Consider the following 19337-nt stretch of genomic DNA (forward strand, 5'->3'; position numbering starts at 1 on the left):
GCGGCCTCCTTAGTTCGGCATCAGGCGAGCGAGATGCTCGCGCGAGGCGACCACGGTCTCGACCATGCGACGGAGCGGCCGCAGGGAGCCCCCGCGCCAGGCCGTCAGGGCATCGAGCTCGTTCCCATCCAGCGCGGGGCACCAGGTCTCGTCGAGGCCGCGCTCGCGCCGGATCTCGTCGAGGATGGCGGCGGCCGCGACGGGCACGTCCTCGCGGCGCGGCATCGGCCACGCGACCGGGGGAGCCCGGTCGAGCAGCGGACCCGAGAGCCCGTCGAGGCGGTTCGCCGTCAGGACGTAGGAGATGCCGCTGAGATCCAGGGGCACCTCAAGCGCGGGGTCCAAGATCGCCCGCGCGGTTGAGGCCCGTTCCAGGTACGGCAAAAGCGTCTCGTCGAGCCGTCCCCACCTACGCGATGGCCCCCCCTTGTCGATCTCATCGACGACGACACCGAGGGACGCCAGCCGGTGGCGTAGGATGCCCTGCGCCGGCACCGACAGTCGCCAGGATCCCCATTGGCGCGACGTGCCTGACCAAGTACCCCCATCCATGACGCCGGCCGCGCCGTACAGCACCTCGGGCAGGCCAACCGCGCGTAGAAGCGCCCTGGCGTAGCTCGTCTTGCCGCCTCCCATGCCGCCGACCAGGATGCGCGGGCGCAGCATGGCATAAGGGGCACCGACGAGGTCGCCGGCGTACTGCTCCGTGACCTCCCGCGCCCACGGGAAAGTCGCGTTCAGCGTCGCGGCGACGGTGGCCGGGTCCGGCGCCGCCACCAGAGGCAGGGCCTTCTCGGCGACGGGCTCGCATAGCGCCCGAGGGCTGTCGCCACGATCCCGCGCCATCAGGCTGGGCTGCGGCAAGTGCGTGAGCGCCGGGACCACGACGAGAGAGAGACCGGGATCGGGCGCGGCCTCCGGCTCGGCAGGCGGGACGGCCTTGGGCGCCGGCGCCGCGGGGACCGGCTTCGGCCTGGCGGGCTGATGCCGGACGATGCCGGCGCGGTCGCCGTCCGTCGGGTCGCTGCCACCCTGCGTATCGCGCAGCGTGGCAGCCTCCCGGGCGCGGGACTGCCGGGCCAGGATGTCCGCGCCCATCTCCAGGGCGCGCCGGATGAGCGGCAGCGGGGGCGCCCCGGGACGCCAGACGCCCAGGCCCTCCGTCGAAGCGAGGAGTGCCCGGGCGCCGACGGCGAACGGCAGGTACCCGTCGACCCGGTGCATGAGACAGAACTCGGCGACGCCCGCGAGCCGGTCGAAGGCGGCGCGGTCGCCGATGCCGACGAGGGAGACGTCGATGCCCTGGGCGAGGCGTACGCATTCGAGGACCGCCCGCTCGCTATCGACCGCCGGCTCGTCGTCGATGGCGTCCATCAGGAAGGGACCGGCCTCCAGCGCCTCGACGCGGGCGGCGAGCAGCGGGCGGAGATGGATGACCCTGGTATGGGCGATGCGGGCGGCCGCTGCGGCGCGGCTCTTGGGCGCCTGCACCAGGTCGTAGACGGTCGTGCAGGCCGAACCGACGAGCTCGGGCAGGGCCTCGTCCCAGTTCAGATCCGCCGAAGGGGCGTCGCGACGCGGGCTGCGCGGAAAGCGCGCCAGCACGTATTGGACGAATGGTTCGAAGGGATGGGGGTCGGCGCGGGTCGGGGCCGGGCAGACGCCACGCATGATCGCGTGCGCGCTGAAGGCCTCCGCCCCGTCAAGGGCGTCGGACATCGGATTTCACTCTCCTCGCCGGTAAGGCCCATGCCGCCGACGTGAGGAACAACCCTAGTCCGGATCTCCTAACCATTCCTTAAGGCGATGTGGCCATGCCGGCTTTCCGGCACGCGCCGCGCGGATGACGCCCGCGGCGCGCTCCGCCGCGTCCATGGCTTCGGCCAGGCCCTCGTTGAGGTTCGCGGTTCCCGGACAGGCATCGGCGTAGCGCGCCATGGCGAGGATCAGTCCCCCGAGCACCTCCGCGTCAGGCGAAGAAGTCGCTTTCGCCAGGACGTGCAGGACGCTCGGCGGCAGGCCCTGCCGGGCGAGGCGCTCGGCGGCCAGGTTCCGCCGCTTGATCCCGAAGATCGCCTCGACCGCGTACGTCCACCCGCCCGGCCAAAGCCGGGTCGCGGCGTGGTCGATGGCCGGCGCCAAGGCGGCGTTGACGGCGTCACGGTCGAGCTGCGTCGGCTCGCCCTCGCCGATAAGGTGCGCACGTCGCTCGGCGTCGTAGGCGAGCGCCAGGTTCCCGACGCGGCCGACGACCGTCCAGCCCTCCGGCCGGGGCCAGCGCTCCGGTTCCATGTGTTTGAGCACGATCTCCATGCCGCCCCGGATAGCACGAGGCGCGGCCGGCGTGGTTAACGGGACTGGTCGAATGCGGGCAGCCCGGAACTGCGATCCGAGTTAGTTGGCCGGCCGGGGCCCGGACTAACTCGTTTAGGAGTTCCCGACCGACTTGGCGGCGCCCTCCGCGTTAACGAATGGCCGGCCCGCGACGCCCGAAAATGTCGTCTGTAGAGGACACCCGTTTTTGGGTCCCGAGAGGGCTCGGATTTCGGTGTCCTCTACAGACGACATTCCGAAGCGCGTTTCTGCGACCTCGTTAACCTCTGCGGCGCGTCCCTCCCCGAATCGACGCATCCCTGTAGAATCGTTGCAGGGACCCGGGGGATGGCCATGGACGTAGGGAAGGTGACGGAACTCGCGAAGGCAGTCTCCGCCCTCGACGAGCACGAGGCGACGCTCTTGGCCGAGGTCGTCGAGGAGATGCGGGCGACCCGCGCCAGGACGGAGGCGGATCGCCTCGCCAAGCTCAGGGAGATGAGCGACGTCGAGGCGGTCGAGGCCGCCATCAAGGCGTGGGAGGTCGAGCTCGTCGACGACACGAAGGTGCTGGCCGAGGACGACCAGGACTACGTCACCCTGCGGCGCTACGACCTCAACGACCTGCGGCGGGCGGCATAAGGGAGGCGTTCGAACTCAACGGCCCCGGCGGCCAGCCGGTGACGGTAACGCTTAAGCGGAACGGCGCCAGGGAGTGGATCGACCACATCGTCCGCCAGGCCAAGGCGGCCTCCGAGGCTCTTGCCGTAAATCCGGCAAGCCCGAACCCCGGCCGGGACGTCAGCCCGCCCTGCGAGGCTGAGGCTGAGGACCTGAGCCGCGGGGAGTCCCTCTACGCGAGCATCGTCGGCGCGGAACGCGAGCGCCATCGACGTGAGATGGAGGCATGGCGAACCGACTTCGAGCGCGGCTACCTCCGCCCGACCCGGAACGCCTTGGCCAACGTGCTGGTCGACATCGAGGCGGCCAAGATGGCCCGGCCGGCAATCGGCAAGCCCATGTCCCGCCGGGCCCGGCGCCGGAACCGCGGGCGCGTCAGCGAGGCGAGGGCCGCCCTGGTGCGGATCTACCACGAGCCGGTCACGTGGGCTTGGCCGGGGCAGGGAAGCTTCCATGGCTGACGTCGCCCGCGTCCGCGCCGCCACGGAGCGCGCCATCACCGCCATGCAGGCTCACCGCGACGCCGGGCCATCCATCCTGGCGGAGACGGCGCCGCTGTACTTCCCGTCCCGGCCGGCCGCGCCGGTTCCGGAGTACCTGCAGCCGGACTACGTGCCCCGCGAGAAGGCCCGGCTGATCGCGATGGCCGACCAGCATGGGCTTGGCGACCGGGTGCGGGAGAGGGCGCCATGAGGACCGACTGGAACGGCCGGATCTAAAGGTCTAGGCGAACCGCCCAGGGATAACCTAGCTCCGCCCCGAACAGGCGCTTGCCGCCCCAGGCGTGAGCTGCGATCCCATCTCCACGCACCGCCCAACGAGGCCCGCCGTGAAACGAATACTCGCCGCCCCCAAACCGACGAGCCCGACACCCCCGGGGGCGTGACGCCATGCGCGCAGCCCCCCTTCCAAGGAGGCTGCCTTCATGAAGACCAAGCACTCGACGTTCAACGGTTCGACCACCTGGTTCTCGGCCGATGCCCATTTCGGGCACCGCGGCGTCCTCAAGATGGAGAACCGCCCCTGGGATGACATCGCCCGCCACGACGACGACCTGATCCACGCCTGGAACTCGCGCGTCCGGCCGGGGCACGACGTCTTCTTCTTGGGTGACTTCGCGATGAACTCCAGCGCCGACCGGTGCCGGGAGGTGTTCGCACGGTTGAACGGGCGGAAGCACTTGATCATCGGCAACCACGACAAGGAACGTCACCTGTCGCTGGGGTGGGCGAGCGAGCCAGCGGACCTGCGGACTATCCACGTTGACCAGGTTCGCCTCGTCCTTTGCCACTATGCCCTCCGGACCTGGAACGGGTCGTGGCGCGGCGCGCTGCACCTTTACGGGCACTCGCACGGCAAGCTGCCGGGCACGTCCCGCTCCCTCGACGTCGGCGTGGACGCCTGGGGCTACCGCCCGGTCAGCTTGGCCGAGATCCGCGAGCGCATGGCGGAGACGCCCGAGACCGACGAGGAGCGTCGGATCGCGGAGGAAGCCGCGAAGGCCGAGCGGGAAGCCGAGGAGGCCTGAAACGAGAAGGGCCCCGGGGAGCGTCCCGGGGCCCTTCGCTATTCCGCTTCCGCGATGGCGGCGGCCGCCCGGCGCATGGCCAGGGCCCGCCCCTCCAGCCCGGACGCCTCTCGCCCGAGCAGCGCGAGCAGCGCCGGGGCGACCGTGCCCGGGATCTCCCTCTGCCCGCCGGCCCACCGTTGGACGAGACGCGGATCGACGCCGAGGGCGGCCGCCAGGGCGCGGCGCCACTCGGAACCGAACAGCGCCTCGCCGGCGACCGCGAGCAGATCGGGCGTCACGCCTCGGGTCTCCACACACAGGCGCCCTGCCACTCGTCCACCCAGGCCATGAGCTCCAGCGGCTCGTCCGGAGTGACGCCGCAGGCCCACGCCAGGACCTCGCCGCTCGCGAGGGTTCCGAGGTACCTGTCGCCGGGCCGATCCTCGCGGTACCACGCCGGCCGCTGCCGGGTGCAGGCTGCGGCGATGGAGGCTGCGGCGCGCTTGGCGTCCGCCTCGGTGCGAGCGCTCTTGAGGATCTGGATGGCGGGCAGCGCGCTCAGGGCAGCGCGGCGGGCGCCGACCGGGTAGCTGAAGAAGGGGTTGTTGTCGTTCACCGTCGCCTCCCTCAGATGGCCAGGCCGAGGGCGCGGTCGTCGGCGTCGAGGGCCGCCAGGTCCCGCTCAAGCTGGAGCATGTCCAGGTCGACGTCGGCGTCGTAGCCGTCCTCCCGCTTGCGCCGCGTCTTCCCGGCCGGGAGGGAGTTCGGGCAGAGCACCTGGACGCGGTACCGGCCATCGACGCCCTGCGATAGCGACCAGTTGGACCACACGGAGCGCGCCCGGGTGATGCTGTTAGTCTCGACGATGAGGTCGAGCTCCGGGCGGATGGCCTCGGGATCGTAGCGGTCGTCCGTGATGCAGCGGACGTAAACGATGGATGGGCGCCCTGCGGCGTGAAGCTCGTCGGCGAGACGCTCGCGGTCGGCGAGGTCGAGGGGGCGGATGGGGCAGGCGAAAGCGATGCCGGACTTGGTGCGCATGCCGAGGTCTCCCTTGCGGCTGATGGGCGGTCGGCACGGCCGACCGCATAAGGTGGATGGTACGATTCGCTATGCCGGGCACAAGGCCCCCTCCGCGCCGGGGGCGGGTGTGGCTTTCGTCCCGGGGGCGCATCGTGGTGGGGTCGCTTCCGAAGGAGGAACCCGTGCGCCTGATGCGCTTCTTCGCCGCCGTCATGAAAGCCGCCCTCGCGGCCATGGCAGCAGTCCCCCGGCTTATCTGGGATGGGGCCCGCTGGGTCGCCCGGGCCGTCACCGGCGCGCCGCCGGCCGTCGCGGCCGCTCAGGCGGAAGCCATGGCCGAGATCGAGGCCGCCGCGCAGGAACAGGCCGCGCCTCAGGCGAAGCCCGCCGCCACGCCGGCCGCCGTCCACGAGGCATGGGGGCGCGCCGCCGTCGCCCATCTGGCCCCGCTCCCGGGGCAGCCCCCCGCCGCGACGGCCTGCCTCGACGACGCGGCGCGGCGCTACCTCGACACGCTGACGCCAGCGCAGGCCCTCCGGCTGGCGTCGATGGAGCACCGCCACGTCGGGGCGCACCTTCTCGGCGACCGGCCGCTCGCCGCGCTGCCGAAGCCGCTCACGATGGCGGAGTGGCGGAAGGAGGAGATGGAGCGCCTCGGCGCGAAGGCGACGCCCCGGGCGCGTCCGGACGCCGAGCCCCAGCGCGGGCGCCGAGAGGCGTCCCACCGGCTGGCACCGGCCTTCGCCATCGCCTGATCGGACGGCCCCAACGCGAGCAAGCCCGCCACGGCCTCCCGTGGCGGGCTCATTTATTTGTGGATAACGCCTTCTGTCTTGCTTATCCGCCTTGACTCTTTCCGCCAGCACACGCCGTAGCATCCCGTGATGCCACGATGACCTGCGCTCATGCCGCGGTGGCACGCGCCCGGAGCATGAGGATGCGGAGGCGCTGCTCGTCTTCTGCGCGTCGGGCGGCATCAGCGCGGGCGGCGTCCGCCTGCCTGGCCCGGGCGGCCGCGATGCGTCCGGCGCGGACCCGGGCGGCGACGGCGAGCCAGGCATCCGCGGTCTCGGCATCCCGCTCGGCGCGGGCGGCCCGGCCGGCGATGAGGGCGGATCCGATGGCGCCGGCGATGCCGTAGGCGGCGGTCTCGAAGGCGGTGCCGACCTCGTGAGCAGAGCGATGGTACGTCAGGGCGGCCTCCTCCGGTGCGTGTCCACCTGAGATCGCAGCTCGCCGAATCGGTGCCAAGAGTCGCCGGGCGCCTTCGTGTGGGTATAGTAAAGGAAGTCCTGGGCGTTCCCCCTCAGCCGGACACGCCAACAGAAAGGGCGCCCCTTCGGAAAGGAGCGCCCCGTTACCATGCCTCATTGAAACGGATACTTGGCTGGACGCCGTCCGGGTCGCCGCCGCCTCAGCCGGCCCGGCGCGTCGGCCCCGGGAGCAGCTTCCCGGCGATGACGGTGCGCCGCATCTCGGACGGCACCCCCCGCGCCCGCAGGGCCTCCATGGCGTAGCGGAGGATCGGCGCTAGTTCGACGGTGAGCCCCTCCACGGTCCCGGCGCGCCGGACGAGTTCGGGGACGCCCGCCTCGCGCAGCACACGGGCAAGTGCCCATGCGACGGCGCTGTCGACCGTGCGCGTGTCCGGGACGCCCTGGCGGCGGCGGGCGGCGCGCTCGATCCGCTTCCGGGCGGCGTCCTGCCGGCGGGCCGCGGCCGCCGCGGCGGCGCCGGTGAGCACGGGCTCCTCCAGACCTTCCTCGGGCAGCGCCATGGCCATCTCGGGCTCGGCCGGGGGCACGAGGTCCTGCCCGGGCTCGTCGTCGGGCTCCGGGAGGGGCGTGTCGTCCTGATCGGCGTAGATCTCCTCCAGCCTATCGCGGATGAAGGGGTCCTGCTCGTCGTCGTCGCGGTCGTCGTCGTAGCGCATGGGGGGGCTCTCCCGGGTGACGATGGAATCGTCCCACCGGTCCTCGAAAGCCACCAGCCGCCATCCCTGTGGACGGCGGCAACGCGCCGGTGTCCGGAAATGCGGCCGTAACCCCGCGCCCGCCATCCCCGGGACGGTGGCGGAGGGCGCGCGATGGCGGGGATGGACCGAGACGACATGAGGCTGGCGGGCCGGGTCATGGAGGCGCTGCGCCTCCGCGACGCCCACGCCGGCTACATGGAGATGCTGCGCGCCGAGGCGGCCGCATCGCCGCCGGGGCGCCCGGGGGCCATTGCGGAGGCGCAGGTCAAGGCGGCGGACCTCGACGCACGCCTGTCGCGGGTGCTTCGGCGAGTCCAGGTGAAGGACGATACGCCCGAGCCCTTGGTGCGCCTGGTCGCCGAGGAGCGCAGCCGCGCGACCGCGCCGGTTCGTCAGACGCGGGGACGCCGCGGCGGCTCGGCCGGATAGCCCCATCCCGCCGTAGCGAGCTCGGCGCCGTCGCGCAGGCGTCACGCCGCCTCAAGCGGCGCGTTCGGAGCCATCTGCCGGTATGCTACGGGTTTGCTACCGGAAGGTTCGGCGCGCGGTCGCGGCGACTGCTCTGCAGAGGGGAGGAGCGCTTGGCCGTTCCTTCCGCCACCCGCTTAGAAGGCGGCTGCTCTATCCAGCTGAGCTACGGAGTCTGACGCCAGTCGCCCCCACAAGCCATGGGTTGGCGCTGCGGTCAAGCGCTCCCGCCGCCCGGTGGTTTCCCCGCGGAGCGGGCGCCGGGACGCCGGCCTCCCGGGCCATTCTCGCGCCAAGCGGGGCGTCCGCGCCGCCCGGCGGCGCAGCCGCGCTCGGGCGCTCGGGCGCGCGCCGCCCGGAGGCGGGTCGTCAGGCGGCCAGGGTGTCGAATTGCAGGGCGTGCGCGCGACGGCTCACTGCCGGCCACTCGTTCGCGCGGCGCAGCGGGATCCGCGCCTCGATCAGGAGGTCGTCGTCGAGCAGGCCCTGGGCCACCTCGAGCGAGGCTTCGGGGAAGACCTCCAGGATGGCGCGCGCGGCCGCATCGATGTGCGCCTCGCGGCCGGGGCCGTACTCGATCAGGACGTGCTTGAGGACGCTGAGCATGGCGGTGGTGTACCCGGCCCGCATCCCTCCGGGGTAGTGCGCCCCGGCCACGGTGGCGCGGCCGGATCGGGCGGGCCGCAGCTCGGGAGCCCGCCCGGGATCGACCCCGCCCCGCCCACCCCCGGCCGGCGGTCCCTCCCGGTCTCGGCCGGCGGGCGCGACGCGGCAAGATCGAACGACGTTGCTATCGAAGCGTCACCGCAGACGGCTTGCGACGGGCCCGTCTTCTGCAGCTCCGTTCTCGCGCATCTGCAGATTAAGAAAAAACTAGCGATTTCAGGGGGGCAACGATGGCCTTTAAGCGATGGTAAGTGCTTGCCGTGCGAGGCTGGCGGTGGAGGTGCTCATCTTGCCGCGACTGAGCCGTCACATCACCGCACGAGGCCTGTCCTGGACGCGATCGCTGCTGGGCAGGATGACCGTCTTCGTGCTGGCCGCCGTGATGCTGGCTTACGCGCTGGGGTCGGGCACGGGGCTGTTCATCATGGCACGCGGCCAATCCCGGCAATGGGAGCACGATGCCGGCCTCTACGCGCAGGTGGCCAGCACCGCCCTGCGCGGCATCTACACCTTCGTCTCCGTCCACATCGATCGCGACGGGCGCGTGAGCTGGATCGAGGCGGGCCGCCCGGTGGGAGACGACCAGTCGACCATCGCCACCGGCTTCATGCCGGCGGACGTGCTGGCCCTCGCGTCGGCGCAGACCGGGCAGGACGTGTGGCTGGTGACGGCGGACGAGGCCGGCAGGCTCACCAGCCTCAGCGACAGCCAGGGCCAGGGCTCCGGCCTGCGCGTCACCTTTCCCGACAGCGACGACCAGACACCCGGGCACCTGTTCACCGGTTGGGTCACGGTCGGGTCCGCGACCCATTTCGCGGGGTTCATGCCGATCCTGTCCGGGGACGGACGGCTCAGGGGCGGGCTGGTGGCCAGCGTCGGCTCGGCCGACGCGCTGCTGGCGGCCCGCAACCAGGCGCTCCGGACCCTGGCGCTGCTGATGATGGTGACCCTGGCCGCGTCGGCCCTGGTGGCCGCGGTCGCCCTGCGCCGCGCCTTCCGGCCGATCCCGGCCTTGACCGGCACGCTCACCGCCCTGGCCGACAACGACACCGACGTGCGGATTCCGTACCAGGAGCGAACCGACGAATTGGGCCAGCTCGCCGTCGCCATCGAGACGCTGCGCTGCGCGGTGGTGGAGCGCGGCCTGCTGCGCCGGATCGGCGAGCATGCGGCCGTGATGGAGCATCGCGCCCATCACGACAGCCTGACCGGGCTGCCCAACCGGGCGCACTTCACCACGCTGCTCGATGCGGCGCTGGAACGGATGGCGGCCGGCACCGCCGCCTGCACCTTGATGCTGCTGGACCTCGATCGCTTCAAGGAGGTCAACGACACCCTGGGGCATGCGGCGGGCGATGCGGTGCTGGTGGAGGTGGGCCGGCGCATCGCGCCGCTTCTGTCGCCCGACGATGTGCTGGCCAGGCTGGGCGGCGACGAGTTCGCGCTGCTCCAGCGCGTCGGCGGGGCCAACGCCCTCCAGCGCGCCCAGGGCCTCGCCCAGGCGATCGTGGCGGCGATGGCCCGCCCCTTCGCCTATGGCGGCACGCCGGTGAGCATCGGCGTCAGCATCGGGATCTCCGGCGTGCCGGACGACGGCGCGGAGCGCAGCGTTCTCCTCCGGCGCGCCGATCTCGCCCTCTACGTCGCCAAGAACGAGGGGCGCGGCCGCTACGCGCTGTACCGGCCGGGCATGACGATGCGGGCCGGGAGCGATGGGACGGCCGTGGGGTCGGCCGGCGGCGGCACGTGACGGGCGCGACGACCATGGAGAACGGGACGATGCGACACGGGCGCGGACGCTGCCTGCGCGGGCTGCGGTCCTGGATGGCGATGATCGCGCCGGTGGTTGCAGCGACCTGCTGGGCCGGGCCGTCGACGGCCGGCGACGGTCCCTCCGCGCTGCAGACGATCGCGGCCGCCAAGCGGATCACGATCGGGTTCCGGGCCGGCTACCCGCCGTACTCGGACCTGCTCGACGGCAGGCCCGTGGGCTACGTGATCGATCTCTGCCGACAGGTGGTCGACGGTCTCCGGCGCGAGCTCGGCATCGACCGGCTCGATGTCGAGTTCATCCCCATTCCTCTGGCGGCCCGGTTCGCGATGATGCGCGAGGGGCGCATGGACATGGAATGCGCCGCGACCACCATCACGGCGGAACGGCAGCGGCAGGTGAGCTTCAGCGCACCGATCTTCTTCACCGCCACCCGCTTCGTGGCGCTGCGGCGGAACGGCTACAAGACCTTCGCGGACCTCGCCGGGCGCACCGTGGCGTCGCTGGCCGGCACCAGCGAAACCGGGGAATTGAACGCGGCCAACCGACGGCGCAAGCTCAACATCGCGATTCTGCTCTGCCGGGAGGATGCCGAGGCTTTCGCCGCCGTGAAAACGGAGCGCGCCGCCGCCTACGTGATGGATGACGTGCTGCTGGCCGGCGTGATGGCGGGTTGGGGCAGGTCGGATGATCTCGCCATGTCCGAGGACACGCTCGGCGCGACGGAAGCCTACGGCATCATGCTTCCGCTGGGCGACGACGCCTTCGTCCAGGCCGTGAATGCGGGGCTGCGGGCCGCCGCCGCGAGCGGCCGGTGGAAGGAGATCTACGACGCCTGGTTCCTGACCCCCGATCCCGCCACGGGCCGCACCCCGAACCTTCCCCTCTCGCCCGACCTGAAGGCCAGCATCGCCCGCATGGGCGGGTGATCGGGGGCGGCCGGCTCCGGCGCGGCTTGTCGCGAACCACCGATCGGGCTGCCGGGCGTTGCACCAGCACCGCCTGCTTGCCCCCGCCGAGGATCTGCCGCCTGCGGGCGTGCGGACGATCCGCAGCCCGACTGCCCGCGCCGTGGAGCCGTAAGCTTCATGCGCCCGAGCGACGCCGAGATCCGCATCGCGAAGCAATCAGGCAAAGTTCGTATCGTACTCTCGCGCTGATCCATCGACACGTCGATGCGAAGGCGCCCGGCGGATCGGTGCCAGGAAATGGAGAGCCTGCCGGCTCGCCCGTCACCGTCGAAGCGCTCCGCTCGAAGGTGACGGGATATCGGAGCCGGTTCGACTTGCTCGACAGGATGAACGCTCACCGTCGTCATCCCGGGGCCGCGCAGCGGAATCCGGATCCATAACCGCCGGCCTTCCAGGATGAAGCGGACCGACGGCCGCCCGATCCTCCAGCGTCAGCGGCTATGGATCCCGGCTTCACGCCTTCGGCGAGCCCCGGGATCACCCGGAACGTTGTCGATACGTGCGCCAGATCGACCGAACCCGGAAATCGCACAGGCTCTCAGGTCATGACTGCCTGCGCTTGCGCATCACGGCGACGTCGAGGTTGCCGATGTAGTCGGGGATGATCTCGAGGATTTCGAGATGCTTCGACCAAAATCCTTGCGTGTACTCCGCCGTCTGGGCCGTATGCCGGTAATATGTCTTGTCGGCGATCTTGCCGTCGAGGGCGGCGTCGAGCTGGTGATCGTCGAACTCGGTCTCGAGCCAGCGCTCCCACCAGTCCCGTCCGCGGAAGACGGTCGACCAGGCCGCCGCGCCCTTGCCGCCGAAGGTGATGAGGGCGATGCCCTCGGGCTTGAGCAGCCGGGCGAACTCGTCGAGCCAGGCGGCCTGCACCTCGGCGGTGAGATGCGTCATCACCGAGATGCCGAAGACCCCGTCGAGGCTGGCCGCCGGGTACTCCGTCGGTGGAACCAGGGGGGCGGTCGCGAAGCTGCCGGCCGTCAGGTTGCGCTGGCACCAGGCGATGTTCTCGCCGTCGATGTCGGTGCCGTGAATCCGCGCCTGCGGCCAGTTCTGCAGGAAATGGCGCGTCACCCGTCCGTGGCCGCAGCCCCAATCGAGTATCGTCACCTCCGGCCCGTGCGTCACGCCGTGGCGGGCGAGCAGCGCCTCGATGGCCCGGAAGGCGTTGTAGCCCGTGACGGTGACGCTCTGGTCGGAGGACCAGGTCTGCACCCGGGTGAGCTGGGTGTTGTCGCGGGGCAGGCCGATGCCGGCGTCCAGCCGCGGCGGGATGAAGACCTGGCGCCCCAGGACGTCGCCGACCTGCAACGCCGTCGGGTCGAGGGGATTGCCGTTGCTGTACTCGAAGCGGAACCGGAACGGATCCGAGCCGGGCGCGCAGGCGGGCAGATCGATGATCAGCTGGAAGGCCGAGAGATGGGCGTTCGGCCAGTACCAGAAGTGGTTGCCGAACGCCATGGACGGCAGGGGATACTTGAACTCGTACGCGACTCCCGGCCCGAACACGACCGTCAGGGCACCGGGGTCGCCGGCCGGCGGGAGATGCTCGCCGGTGACGACGAGGCGGGCGCCGTCGAAGCTCATGTACGGGACGGCGGAGAACGGAAGCGGGTGGTGCTTCAACACGTCGATGGCACCGAGGCCATGCAGGTTCGTGATCGGCTTGCGCGTCGGAGCCGTGAAGGAGCCGTACAGGTCCTCTCCCGAGACGCTGCGGATTTCGACCTTCGTGCTCTGCGGCCAGGCAGCCGGGGGGAGCTGGCAGGTGAAGTGCGCCCCGGTATCGTCCGTCGTCACCGGGACGCTCGCCCAATGCCGGCCGTCGCAGCGGATCCCGACCTGAGGCGGCGCCCCCACTCCCGAGAAGCGGCCGCAGAGCATATCGGCGGTGATCATGCTGAGCTGAAGCGTGAGATCGTCAATCGCGCGGAGATCGGATCTCATTGCGGCCGATGCCATCATCATGTTCCCTGTGAGACGTGGTCCACTCCTTGTACTGCAATCAATGGTTGCAATGTCAATGCGCTGCCTCCATCGCCGAAGCGGGCGCGACGTCGACCGATGCATCTGTGACTTGTGTGAGACACCCGCCGGACCGGAACGACGGCATCAGGTCGGATCCAGGCGCGACCGATCCGAATCCGGTCGAAGGCGAGCGCGGCGGCAGGCCACCGCGTCCAGGAAGTTCCGGGTGGTCGTAGCCCGGCGCGTTCCGGAAGCACGCTGTCGCGCGTCAGGCCGAGCAACACCTCGCCCCGATGGCCCTCCTGGACCTGACCCGTATCCTGGGCCGCCCATTCCTCCCACGACTGCCCGGCAGCCCCAGGAGCGAGCAGGCACGACGGCCGGTTCAGGGCCCGATCGACGACATCGCGGTTCCACGCCGGGCATCGGGCCGGGCACGATCCCGCTCCGAGCCCGTTCTGCGAAAGCCTCCGGAGGTATCGCAGCCGCGGTTCGCAGCCGCCTGGTCGCCGGCGAGGCCTCGTGGCCGAGTCCGATGGGGGGCTTGGTCATGACGCGCTCAAGGCCTCGGGACGGGCCGCAGCCCGCCTCCGCACCGGAGGCGAAGCCCGCCCCGCATGCTCCCGCCGAGTTCGTTTTCGTGTCGCGACCGTGTTGCGTGGTGCAGCCCGCGCCGCCGCCATAACCCGTCGTAGAACCTGCACCCGTGTTGCAGGCAATCCCGCCACGTTTCGACAGACTGGCGGTCACGAAAAGCCCGCCAGGTCGCCCCCGAGGGGTTCGGGGGAATCGTTGCCCGCCGAGCACCTGGCTCTGCCTGCCCGTGGCCGGCGGTTTCCGTTTGACGGAAGCGCCGATCGCGGGTGAGGGAGGGGTGAACGTCTTGCACCCGATGATCAGGGGATTGCTGCGAGCGGCCGTTCCGCCATCTCGGCGGCGATCATCTCGTCGATCGGCGTCTCGTAGGTCATCAGCATGTAGCCGAGCACCGAATAGAAGCCGACCGTCGCAACGAGATCAAACACCCCCGTCCGCCCGATCGCAGCGGCGAGCTCGGCTTCGAGCGCGAGCGACAGGCGCTTCTCATCGAAGAGCGCATCGACCGCCCGTACGATCAGCCCGTCTTCGCCCTCCGGCTCGCCCTGCAAAGCGGCGATGCGGGTGTCGCTCATGCCGAGCACGCGCGCACGGCTGACATGATGCGCCCATTCGTAGGGAGAGCCGATCCGGTGCGCCGCGCGCAGGATCACAACCTCGGAGCGCACTGGCCCGAGTGCGGTGTCCTTGACGACGTGCTGACGCAAGGGCGCCCAGGCTTTCAGCAGCGCCGGATGATGCGCCATCGTCCGGTAGACGTTGAGCGCGCCGGCGAAGCCGGTCTTCATCTCGGCAATGGCCTCGGGCCATTCGGCATCGCTGATCGGCGGGCAGGGAGAGGTCGTCATCGGATGTCTCGCAGGAACGAGGGTGTCGGCGGATTGGCATGGAGCGTGGGCGCTCGGTCGGCCCGGATGCCGGTGACGCTTCGATAGCGCGTGACCGCGCGATCGAAGTCGAGAGCGCCCCGCACGCGGCCGGCCGACTCGAGCGTGAAGCCGGCGAAGGCGATGCGGAGCCTCGTGGGCAGCGGACGCTGGATGCGCGCCGCGTCCCACGTCGGGCCATTATGCTCACCGTGGCTTCTTGAGCTGCCAATCCAGGTGGGAGCGGACGGTGGGCCACTCGGGTGCCGTAATGCTGTAGACGCACGTATCGCGGAGCGTGCCATCCCTCATGCGTTGGTGGCACCGCAATACGCCGTCCAGCTTGGCGCCGAGGCGTTCGATGGCGCGCCGGCTCGCATGATTCATGAAGTGCGTACGAAGCTCGACCGCGAGACAATCGAAGCGATCGAAGGCGTGAGTCAGCAGCAGAAGCTTTGCTTCCGTGTTGAGCAAGGTGCGCTGGACGCGCGCGGCGTACCACGTCGAGCCAATTTCGATACGTGGCCCTGCAGCGTCGATGTTCATGTATGTCGTCATGCCGACGGGCGAGCCGCCCGGTCTGTCCAGGACGGTAAAGGGAACCATGGAGCCCGCGGCTTGAAGGGCGAGACGGCGGTCGATCTCGGCCGCCATCCCGTCCGGCGTCGGGATGCTCGTGTACCAGAGGCGCCAGAGCTCGCCGTCCGACGCGGCTTCGGCGAGGGCTCCGCGGTGCTCGCGCGACAAGGGCACGAGTTCGACATGCTGACCGGAGAGCGTCACAGGCTGCCAACTCATCGATGGATCCTCACGAGCGACGTATCATCCGGAGATCGGCTGCCGGACGGGGACGGCCGCCAGGGGGCGGCCGTTGGCGAAGCGCGATCAGGAATTCGCCTTGTCGGACGGAGACTTGATCAATTCCTTGAGCTTCTCCGACATCGGGAAGTCGAGGTTGAGCTCACGCGGCGGGATCGGCGACTCGAACCACTTGGCGTAGAGCTTGGCGAAAGCACCCGATTTCATCAGCCCGACCAGGGTGTCGTCGACCAGCGCCTTGAACGCCGGATCGTCGCGGCGGAACATCAGCGCGTAGGGGTCGGCCGAGTACGACTTGTCGAGGATCTTGAAGCGCGACGGGTCCTTGGCGTTCGCCTTCAGGCCGGCGAGCAGGATGTCGTCTTCCATGAACGCCGAAGCACGGCCTGTATCGACGAGCAGGAAGCTCTCGGCGTGGTCCTTGCCCTGCGAGATCGTGAGCTTCAGCCCCTCTTCCTGGTTGAGCTTGTTCAGGAATTGCGAGGTGTTGGTCCCGGAGGTGACGGCGACGGTCTTGCCCTTGAGGTCGTCCGGGGCGGCGATGCCGCTGTCGGTGCGGGTGAGCCACTTGAACTGCGCGACGAAGGTCGAGACCGAGAACGCCACCTGCTTCTGGCGGGCGAGCTGGTTGGCCGTCGAGCCGCATTCGAGGTCGACGGTGCCGTTGGCGACGAGGGGCAGGCGGGTCGCCGAGTTGACCGGGTTGTAGGCCACCTTCAGGTCGGGCATGCCGAGCTTCTTCTTCACGGCCTCCACGACCTGGCCGCACAGGTCGATCGAGAACCCGATCGGCTTCTGGTTGCCGTCGAGATAGGAGAACGGCACCGAGGTCTCCCGGTAGCCGAGGGTGATCGTGTCGGTCTCCTTCACCTTCTTCAGCGTGCCGGTGAGGTCGTCGGCGCGGGCCCCCACCATCAGGGCGAGCGTCATCGTTGCGGCCGCAGCCGCTTGTTTCAGGCTTCGCATCGTCGATTGTCCTAGGGTTGGGTCAGGGCCGACCCGCTGCGGATCTTGATCTCACGCCGCCTGGGGGCGGCGTGTCTCGGGCGAAGATGTCCGGGCCCCGACTCAGGCAGCCTGGGCAATGGCCGCGTCGACCGCCTCGCCGAGGCGTTCCACCACCGTGTCGACGGTCGCGGCGTCGATGATGAAGGGCGGGGCCAGCAGGATGTGGTCGCCGCGCACCCCGTCGATGGTGCCGCCGGCCGGATAGACCGCGAGCCCCCGGTTCATCGCCTCGCGCTTGATGCGGGCGTGGAGCTTCCACGCCGGATCGAAGGTGGCCTTGGTGCCCCGGTCCTCGACCAGCTCGACGCCCATGAACAGGCCGCGGCCGCGGATGTCGCCGACATGCGGGTGGTTGCCGAAGCGCTCGCCGAGCCGCCGGGCGAGATGGGCACCCATCGCCGTGACGTTGTCGAGCAGCCGGTCGCGGGCGATCACCTCCTGCACGGCGAGCGCCGCGGCGCAGGCCATCGGGTGGCAGATGTAGGTGTGCCCGTGCTGGAACAGGCCCGAGCCCTTGGCGAAGGCCTCGTAGATCCGCCCCGACAGGAAGGTCGCGCCGATCGGCTGGTAGCCGCCGCCGAGCCCCTTGGCGACCGTCATCAGGTCGGGGGCGACGCCGTCCTGCTCGCAGGCATGCAGCGTGCCGGTGCGGCCCATGCCGCACATCACCTCGTCGAGCAGCAGCAGCACGCCGTAGCGGTCGCAGATCTCGCGGATGCGCTTCAGGTAGCCCGGCACGGCCGGGACGGCCCCGGCGGTCGCGCCGACGACCGGCTCGGCGACGAAGGCCATCACCGTCTCGGGGCCGAGCTCCAGGATCTTGTCCTCGAGCGCCTGGGCGGCGCGCAGGCCGTACGCCTCCTCGGTCTCGCCGGGCTCGCGGTAGCGGTAGGCGTAGCAGGGATCGATGTGGTGGGTCTCGGCGAGCAGCGGCTGGAACTGCGCCCGCCGCCAGGCATTGCCGCCCGCCGCCAGGGCGCCCAGCGTGTTGCCGTGGTAGCTCTGGCGCCGGGCGATGATCTTCGACCGCTGCGGCTCCCCGATCTCGACGAAGTATTGCCGGGCCATCTTCAGCGCGGCCTCGACCGCCTCCGAGCCGCCCGAGACGAAGTAGACGTAGTCGAGCCCGGCCGGCGCGTCGGCGACGAGGCGCTCGGCCAGGTCTTCGGCGACCTCGCTGGTGAAGAAGCTGGTATGGGCGTAGGCGAGCCTGTCGGCCTGGGCGTGCATCGCGGCGATCACGTTGGGGTGACCGTGGCCGAGGCAGGACACCGCCGCGCCGCCCGACGCATCGATGTAGCCGCGCCCATCCCGGTCGAAGAGTTCGACCCCCTTTCCGCCTGAGGCGATCCGCAGGTCGGCGTTGATCTGTCGGTGCAGGATGCGGGTCATGACGATGTCCTCGCGGTCGGGGGCGACCAGTGGATGCCGAAGGCGGTGAGCTGCGCCTCGCTGCGCTTGATCGCCGCCAGCGAGGCCTCGCCGCCGCGGCCGGCGACGAGAGCGGCCAGGATCTCCCCGACCACCAGGGCCGGGGCGATGGTGTGGAAGAAGGACGGGCTGTCGGCCGGGACCATGACGGTCTCCCGGGCGATGCCCGCCAGCGGCGAGACCGGGCTGTCGGTCACCGCCACGATCGGCACGCCGCGCTCGTGCGCGTAGCGGGCGGTCTCGATGGTCGCCCGCGTGTAGGGGGCGACCGAGGCCGCGAGCAGCACGTCCTTCGACGAGGCCGCCCGGATCGGGTCGAGCCCGGTGCCGGCGCCGGCATCGAGCAGCACCGCCCGCTCGCCGAGGAAGGACATCACGTAGGCGAAATGCGCGACGACCGGATGGCACGAGCGCAGGCCCAGGCAGTAGATCCGCTCGGCCGAGGCGAGGAGGTCGGCGGCGGCGACGAGCCGGTCGAGTGAGGCGGGCTCGGCCAGCCTCTGCACCTGCGCGCCGACCGAGGCGACGATGTCGAGCGCCACGGCGCGCTCGCCCTTCGCCTTCTGGGTGGCGACCTGCAGGTCCGCCCGGCCGGAGAAGCCGAGGGCGCCGTCCCGCACGGCGCCGGCATAGAGCGCCCGGACGTCGTCGTAGCCGGCAAAGCCCAGGCGCTGGGCGAGACGGGTCATGGTGTGGGGCTGGACGCCGGCGCGCCGGGCCTGCTCGCGCATCGAGAGCAGCGCCACCTCGCTCGGCTGGTCGAGGATGAAGCGCGCCGCGGTCTTCAGCTGCGGCCCCAGGCCCTCGAAGGCCTCGACGATCGGATCGGTGAGCGGACCGTGTTCCATGGGACGGGTGTACCCTTCCGGAGCGTCAAATGCAACGAGTGTTGCATGTCAGAATTTATGCAATGATTGTATCGCAGGCGGGCAGCGTGCCGCGGTGGGAGGCACGGAGGCCCGTCGCCGCTGCCGGTGCAAGCCGTCGCCGGATCGACAGGGTAGGTCGGGTGGAAAAACGGGCGCTGGAAATCTCCTCTCCCCGCGGGCGGGGAGAGGGCTGCTGACCTCTTGTCGGGTCAGCAGCGAGCCCGACGGGCGAGGGTGAGGGGGTGTTTCCGGGGGAGGCTCATCCGGCATCTCCCCCTCACCCCCGCTCCGGCCTTGCCTCCGCTTGCTGTGCTTCCTGAACGGAAGCAAAGCCCTCTCCCCACCCGCGCAGGGCTGTCCGGGGAAAGTTGTGGCGCGTCTCCCCTCTCCCGTGTGGG

The 19337-nt window shown here is 70.7% G+C and carries 22 protein-coding genes; 8 read left to right on the top strand and 14 right to left on the bottom strand.

The window, feature by feature from the left end; genetic code table 11:
• Positions 1-9 precede the first annotated feature (9 nt).
• Together A5481_RS12400 and A5481_RS12405 are read right to left on the bottom strand one after the other, a co-directional pair.
• Complete coding sequence (locus A5481_RS12400) at positions 10-1719, bottom strand: P-loop NTPase family protein (protein WP_064503969.1); 1710 nt, start codon at positions 1717-1719, stop codon at positions 10-12.
• Positions 1720-1773: 54 nt separating this feature from the next.
• Positions 1774-2313, bottom strand: coding sequence for a hypothetical protein (locus A5481_RS12405; RefSeq protein WP_156311895.1), 540 nt, complete (start codon positions 2311-2313; stop codon positions 1774-1776).
• 348 nt (positions 2314-2661) lie between these two features.
• Between A5481_RS12405 and A5481_RS12410 the strand changes: the two genes are divergently transcribed.
• The 4 genes from A5481_RS12410 to A5481_RS12425 all read left to right on the top strand — a co-directional run bounded on the left by A5481_RS12410 (position 2662) and on the right by A5481_RS12425 (position 4522).
• Positions 2662-2955: a hypothetical protein gene (locus A5481_RS12410; RefSeq protein WP_156311896.1), complete on the top strand. Its 294-nt coding sequence runs from the start codon at positions 2662-2664 to the stop codon at positions 2953-2955.
• A gap of 38 nt (positions 2956-2993) precedes the next feature.
• On the top strand, positions 2994-3455 hold the full coding sequence (locus A5481_RS12415) for a hypothetical protein (RefSeq protein WP_048434707.1): 462 nt from the start codon (positions 2994-2996) through the stop codon (positions 3453-3455).
• On the top strand, positions 3448-3687 hold the full coding sequence (locus A5481_RS12420; RefSeq protein WP_048434708.1) for a hypothetical protein: 240 nt from the start codon (positions 3448-3450) through the stop codon (positions 3685-3687). The genes A5481_RS12415 and A5481_RS12420 overlap by 8 nt, the downstream gene beginning before the upstream one ends.
• Before the next feature lie 232 nt (positions 3688-3919).
• Positions 3920-4522 carry a metallophosphoesterase gene (locus tag A5481_RS12425; protein ID WP_048434709.1) on the top strand — a complete coding sequence of 201 codons (603 nt, stop codon included), beginning with the start codon at positions 3920-3922 and terminating at the stop codon, positions 4520-4522.
• Between the two features lie 38 nt (positions 4523-4560).
• Here the strand turns inward: A5481_RS12425 and A5481_RS12430 are convergent, their stop codons facing one another.
• Genes A5481_RS12430 through A5481_RS12440 form a run of 3 tightly spaced genes read right to left on the bottom strand, consistent with a single transcriptional unit; the run spans position 4561 to position 5545 of the window.
• Positions 4561-4803: a helix-turn-helix domain-containing protein gene (locus tag A5481_RS12430; protein WP_048434710.1), complete on the bottom strand. Its 243-nt coding sequence runs from the start codon at positions 4801-4803 to the stop codon at positions 4561-4563.
• A complete protein-coding gene (locus tag A5481_RS12435) occupies positions 4800-5120 on the bottom strand; it encodes a hypothetical protein (RefSeq protein WP_048434711.1) in 321 nt (106 codons plus the stop codon). The genes A5481_RS12430 and A5481_RS12435 overlap by 4 nt, the downstream gene beginning before the upstream one ends.
• 11 nt (positions 5121-5131) lie before the next feature.
• A complete protein-coding gene (locus tag A5481_RS12440) occupies positions 5132-5545 on the bottom strand; it encodes a hypothetical protein (protein WP_048434712.1) in 414 nt (137 codons plus the stop codon).
• Between the two features lie 164 nt (positions 5546-5709).
• Here A5481_RS12440 and A5481_RS12445 point away from each other — a divergent pair, with 164 nt between their 5' ends.
• Positions 5710-6282 carry a hypothetical protein gene (locus A5481_RS12445; protein ID WP_048434713.1) on the top strand — a complete coding sequence of 191 codons (573 nt, stop codon included), beginning with the start codon at positions 5710-5712 and terminating at the stop codon, positions 6280-6282.
• A gap of 148 nt (positions 6283-6430) precedes the next feature.
• Here the strand turns inward: A5481_RS12445 and A5481_RS12450 are convergent, their stop codons facing one another.
• Positions 6431-6778 carry a hypothetical protein gene (locus A5481_RS12450; RefSeq protein WP_048434714.1) on the bottom strand — a complete coding sequence of 116 codons (348 nt, stop codon included), beginning with the start codon at positions 6776-6778 and terminating at the stop codon, positions 6431-6433.
• A gap of 163 nt (positions 6779-6941) precedes the next feature.
• Positions 6942-7514: a hypothetical protein gene (locus tag A5481_RS12455; RefSeq protein WP_048434715.1), complete on the bottom strand. Its 573-nt coding sequence runs from the start codon at positions 7512-7514 to the stop codon at positions 6942-6944.
• A 99-nt stretch (positions 7515-7613) separates the two neighbouring features.
• Here A5481_RS12455 and A5481_RS12460 point away from each other — a divergent pair, with 99 nt between their 5' ends.
• Positions 7614-7931: a hypothetical protein gene (locus A5481_RS12460; RefSeq protein WP_048434716.1), complete on the top strand. Its 318-nt coding sequence runs from the start codon at positions 7614-7616 to the stop codon at positions 7929-7931.
• 408 nt (positions 7932-8339) lie between these two features.
• Here the strand turns inward: A5481_RS12460 and A5481_RS12465 are convergent, their stop codons facing one another.
• Positions 8340-8576, bottom strand: a complete 237-nt coding sequence (locus tag A5481_RS12465) for a hypothetical protein (RefSeq protein ID WP_064503972.1) — start codon at positions 8574-8576, stop codon at positions 8340-8342.
• A 415-nt stretch (positions 8577-8991) separates the two neighbouring features.
• Here A5481_RS12465 and A5481_RS12470 point away from each other — a divergent pair, with 415 nt between their 5' ends.
• Entirely contained in the window at positions 8992-10386 is a 1395-nt protein-coding gene (locus A5481_RS12470; RefSeq protein ID WP_053082247.1) for a GGDEF domain-containing protein, read from the top strand.
• Between the two features lie 74 nt (positions 10387-10460).
• Entirely contained in the window at positions 10461-11336 is an 876-nt protein-coding gene (locus A5481_RS12475; protein ID WP_048432393.1) for an amino acid ABC transporter substrate-binding protein, read from the top strand.
• Between the two features lie 585 nt (positions 11337-11921).
• Here the strand turns inward: A5481_RS12475 and A5481_RS12480 are convergent.
• From A5481_RS12480 to A5481_RS12505, 6 genes are all read right to left on the bottom strand, one after another.
• Positions 11922-13280 carry a class I SAM-dependent methyltransferase gene (locus A5481_RS12480; protein WP_064503971.1) on the bottom strand — a complete coding sequence of 453 codons (1359 nt, stop codon included), beginning with the start codon at positions 13278-13280 and terminating at the stop codon, positions 11922-11924.
• Between the two features lie 965 nt (positions 13281-14245).
• On the bottom strand, positions 14246-14794 hold the full coding sequence (locus A5481_RS12485) for a carboxymuconolactone decarboxylase family protein (protein ID WP_048432392.1): 549 nt from the start codon (positions 14792-14794) through the stop codon (positions 14246-14248).
• A 225-nt stretch (positions 14795-15019) separates the two neighbouring features.
• Positions 15020-15610 (bottom strand): GNAT family N-acetyltransferase, encoded by a 591-nt coding sequence (locus tag A5481_RS12490; protein WP_048432391.1) that lies wholly within the window; start codon positions 15608-15610, stop codon positions 15020-15022.
• An 87-nt stretch (positions 15611-15697) separates the two neighbouring features.
• Entirely contained in the window at positions 15698-16597 is a 900-nt protein-coding gene (locus A5481_RS12495) for a transporter substrate-binding domain-containing protein (protein ID WP_048432390.1), read from the bottom strand.
• 102 nt (positions 16598-16699) lie between these two features.
• Positions 16700-18031 carry an aspartate aminotransferase family protein gene (locus A5481_RS12500; protein ID WP_048432389.1) on the bottom strand — a complete coding sequence of 444 codons (1332 nt, stop codon included), beginning with the start codon at positions 18029-18031 and terminating at the stop codon, positions 16700-16702.
• Complete coding sequence (locus A5481_RS12505; RefSeq protein ID WP_048432388.1) at positions 18028-18918, bottom strand: MurR/RpiR family transcriptional regulator; 891 nt, start codon at positions 18916-18918, stop codon at positions 18028-18030. The genes A5481_RS12500 and A5481_RS12505 overlap by 4 nt, the downstream gene beginning before the upstream one ends.
• Positions 18919-19337 lie beyond the last annotated feature (419 nt).

Source organism: Methylobacterium platani (assembly GCF_001653715.1).
In the GTDB taxonomy this organism is placed as follows: Bacteria; Pseudomonadota; Alphaproteobacteria; order Rhizobiales; family Beijerinckiaceae; genus Methylobacterium; species Methylobacterium platani.

Excerpts from the sequence above, each read along its gene's own strand:
- A5481_RS12400 (WP_064503969.1), bottom strand. The coding sequence starts at position 1,719 with ATGTCCGACGCCCTTGACGGGGCGGAGGCCTTCAGCGCGCACGCGATC.
- A5481_RS12405 (WP_156311895.1), bottom strand. The coding sequence starts at position 2,313 with ATGGAGATCGTGCTCAAACACATGGAACCGGAGCGCTGGCCCCGGCCG.
- A5481_RS12410 (WP_156311896.1), top strand. The coding sequence starts at position 2,662 with ATGGCCATGGACGTAGGGAAGGTGACGGAACTCGCGAAGGCAGTCTCC.
- A5481_RS12420 (WP_048434708.1), top strand. The coding sequence starts at position 3,448 with ATGGCTGACGTCGCCCGCGTCCGCGCCGCCACGGAGCGCGCCATCACC.
- A5481_RS12425 (WP_048434709.1), top strand. The coding sequence starts at position 3,920 with ATGAAGACCAAGCACTCGACGTTCAACGGTTCGACCACCTGGTTCTCG.
- A5481_RS12440 (WP_048434712.1), bottom strand. The coding sequence starts at position 5,545 with ATGCGCACCAAGTCCGGCATCGCTTTCGCCTGCCCCATCCGCCCCCTC.
- A5481_RS12460 (WP_048434716.1), top strand. The coding sequence starts at position 7,614 with ATGGCGGGGATGGACCGAGACGACATGAGGCTGGCGGGCCGGGTCATG.
- A5481_RS12465 (WP_064503972.1), bottom strand. The coding sequence starts at position 8,576 with ATGCTCAGCGTCCTCAAGCACGTCCTGATCGAGTACGGCCCCGGCCGC.
- A5481_RS12470 (WP_053082247.1), top strand. The coding sequence starts at position 8,992 with ATGACCGTCTTCGTGCTGGCCGCCGTGATGCTGGCTTACGCGCTGGGG.
- A5481_RS12475 (WP_048432393.1), top strand. The coding sequence starts at position 10,461 with ATGGCGATGATCGCGCCGGTGGTTGCAGCGACCTGCTGGGCCGGGCCG.
- A5481_RS12480 (WP_064503971.1), bottom strand. The coding sequence starts at position 13,280 with ATGATCACCGCCGATATGCTCTGCGGCCGCTTCTCGGGAGTGGGGGCG.
- A5481_RS12485 (WP_048432392.1), bottom strand. The coding sequence starts at position 14,794 with ATGACGACCTCTCCCTGCCCGCCGATCAGCGATGCCGAATGGCCCGAG.
- A5481_RS12490 (WP_048432391.1), bottom strand. The coding sequence starts at position 15,610 with ATGAGTTGGCAGCCTGTGACGCTCTCCGGTCAGCATGTCGAACTCGTG.
- A5481_RS12495 (WP_048432390.1), bottom strand. The coding sequence starts at position 16,597 with ATGCGAAGCCTGAAACAAGCGGCTGCGGCCGCAACGATGACGCTCGCC.
- A5481_RS12500 (WP_048432389.1), bottom strand. The coding sequence starts at position 18,031 with ATGACCCGCATCCTGCACCGACAGATCAACGCCGACCTGCGGATCGCC.
- A5481_RS12505 (WP_048432388.1), bottom strand. The coding sequence starts at position 18,918 with ATGGAACACGGTCCGCTCACCGATCCGATCGTCGAGGCCTTCGAGGGC.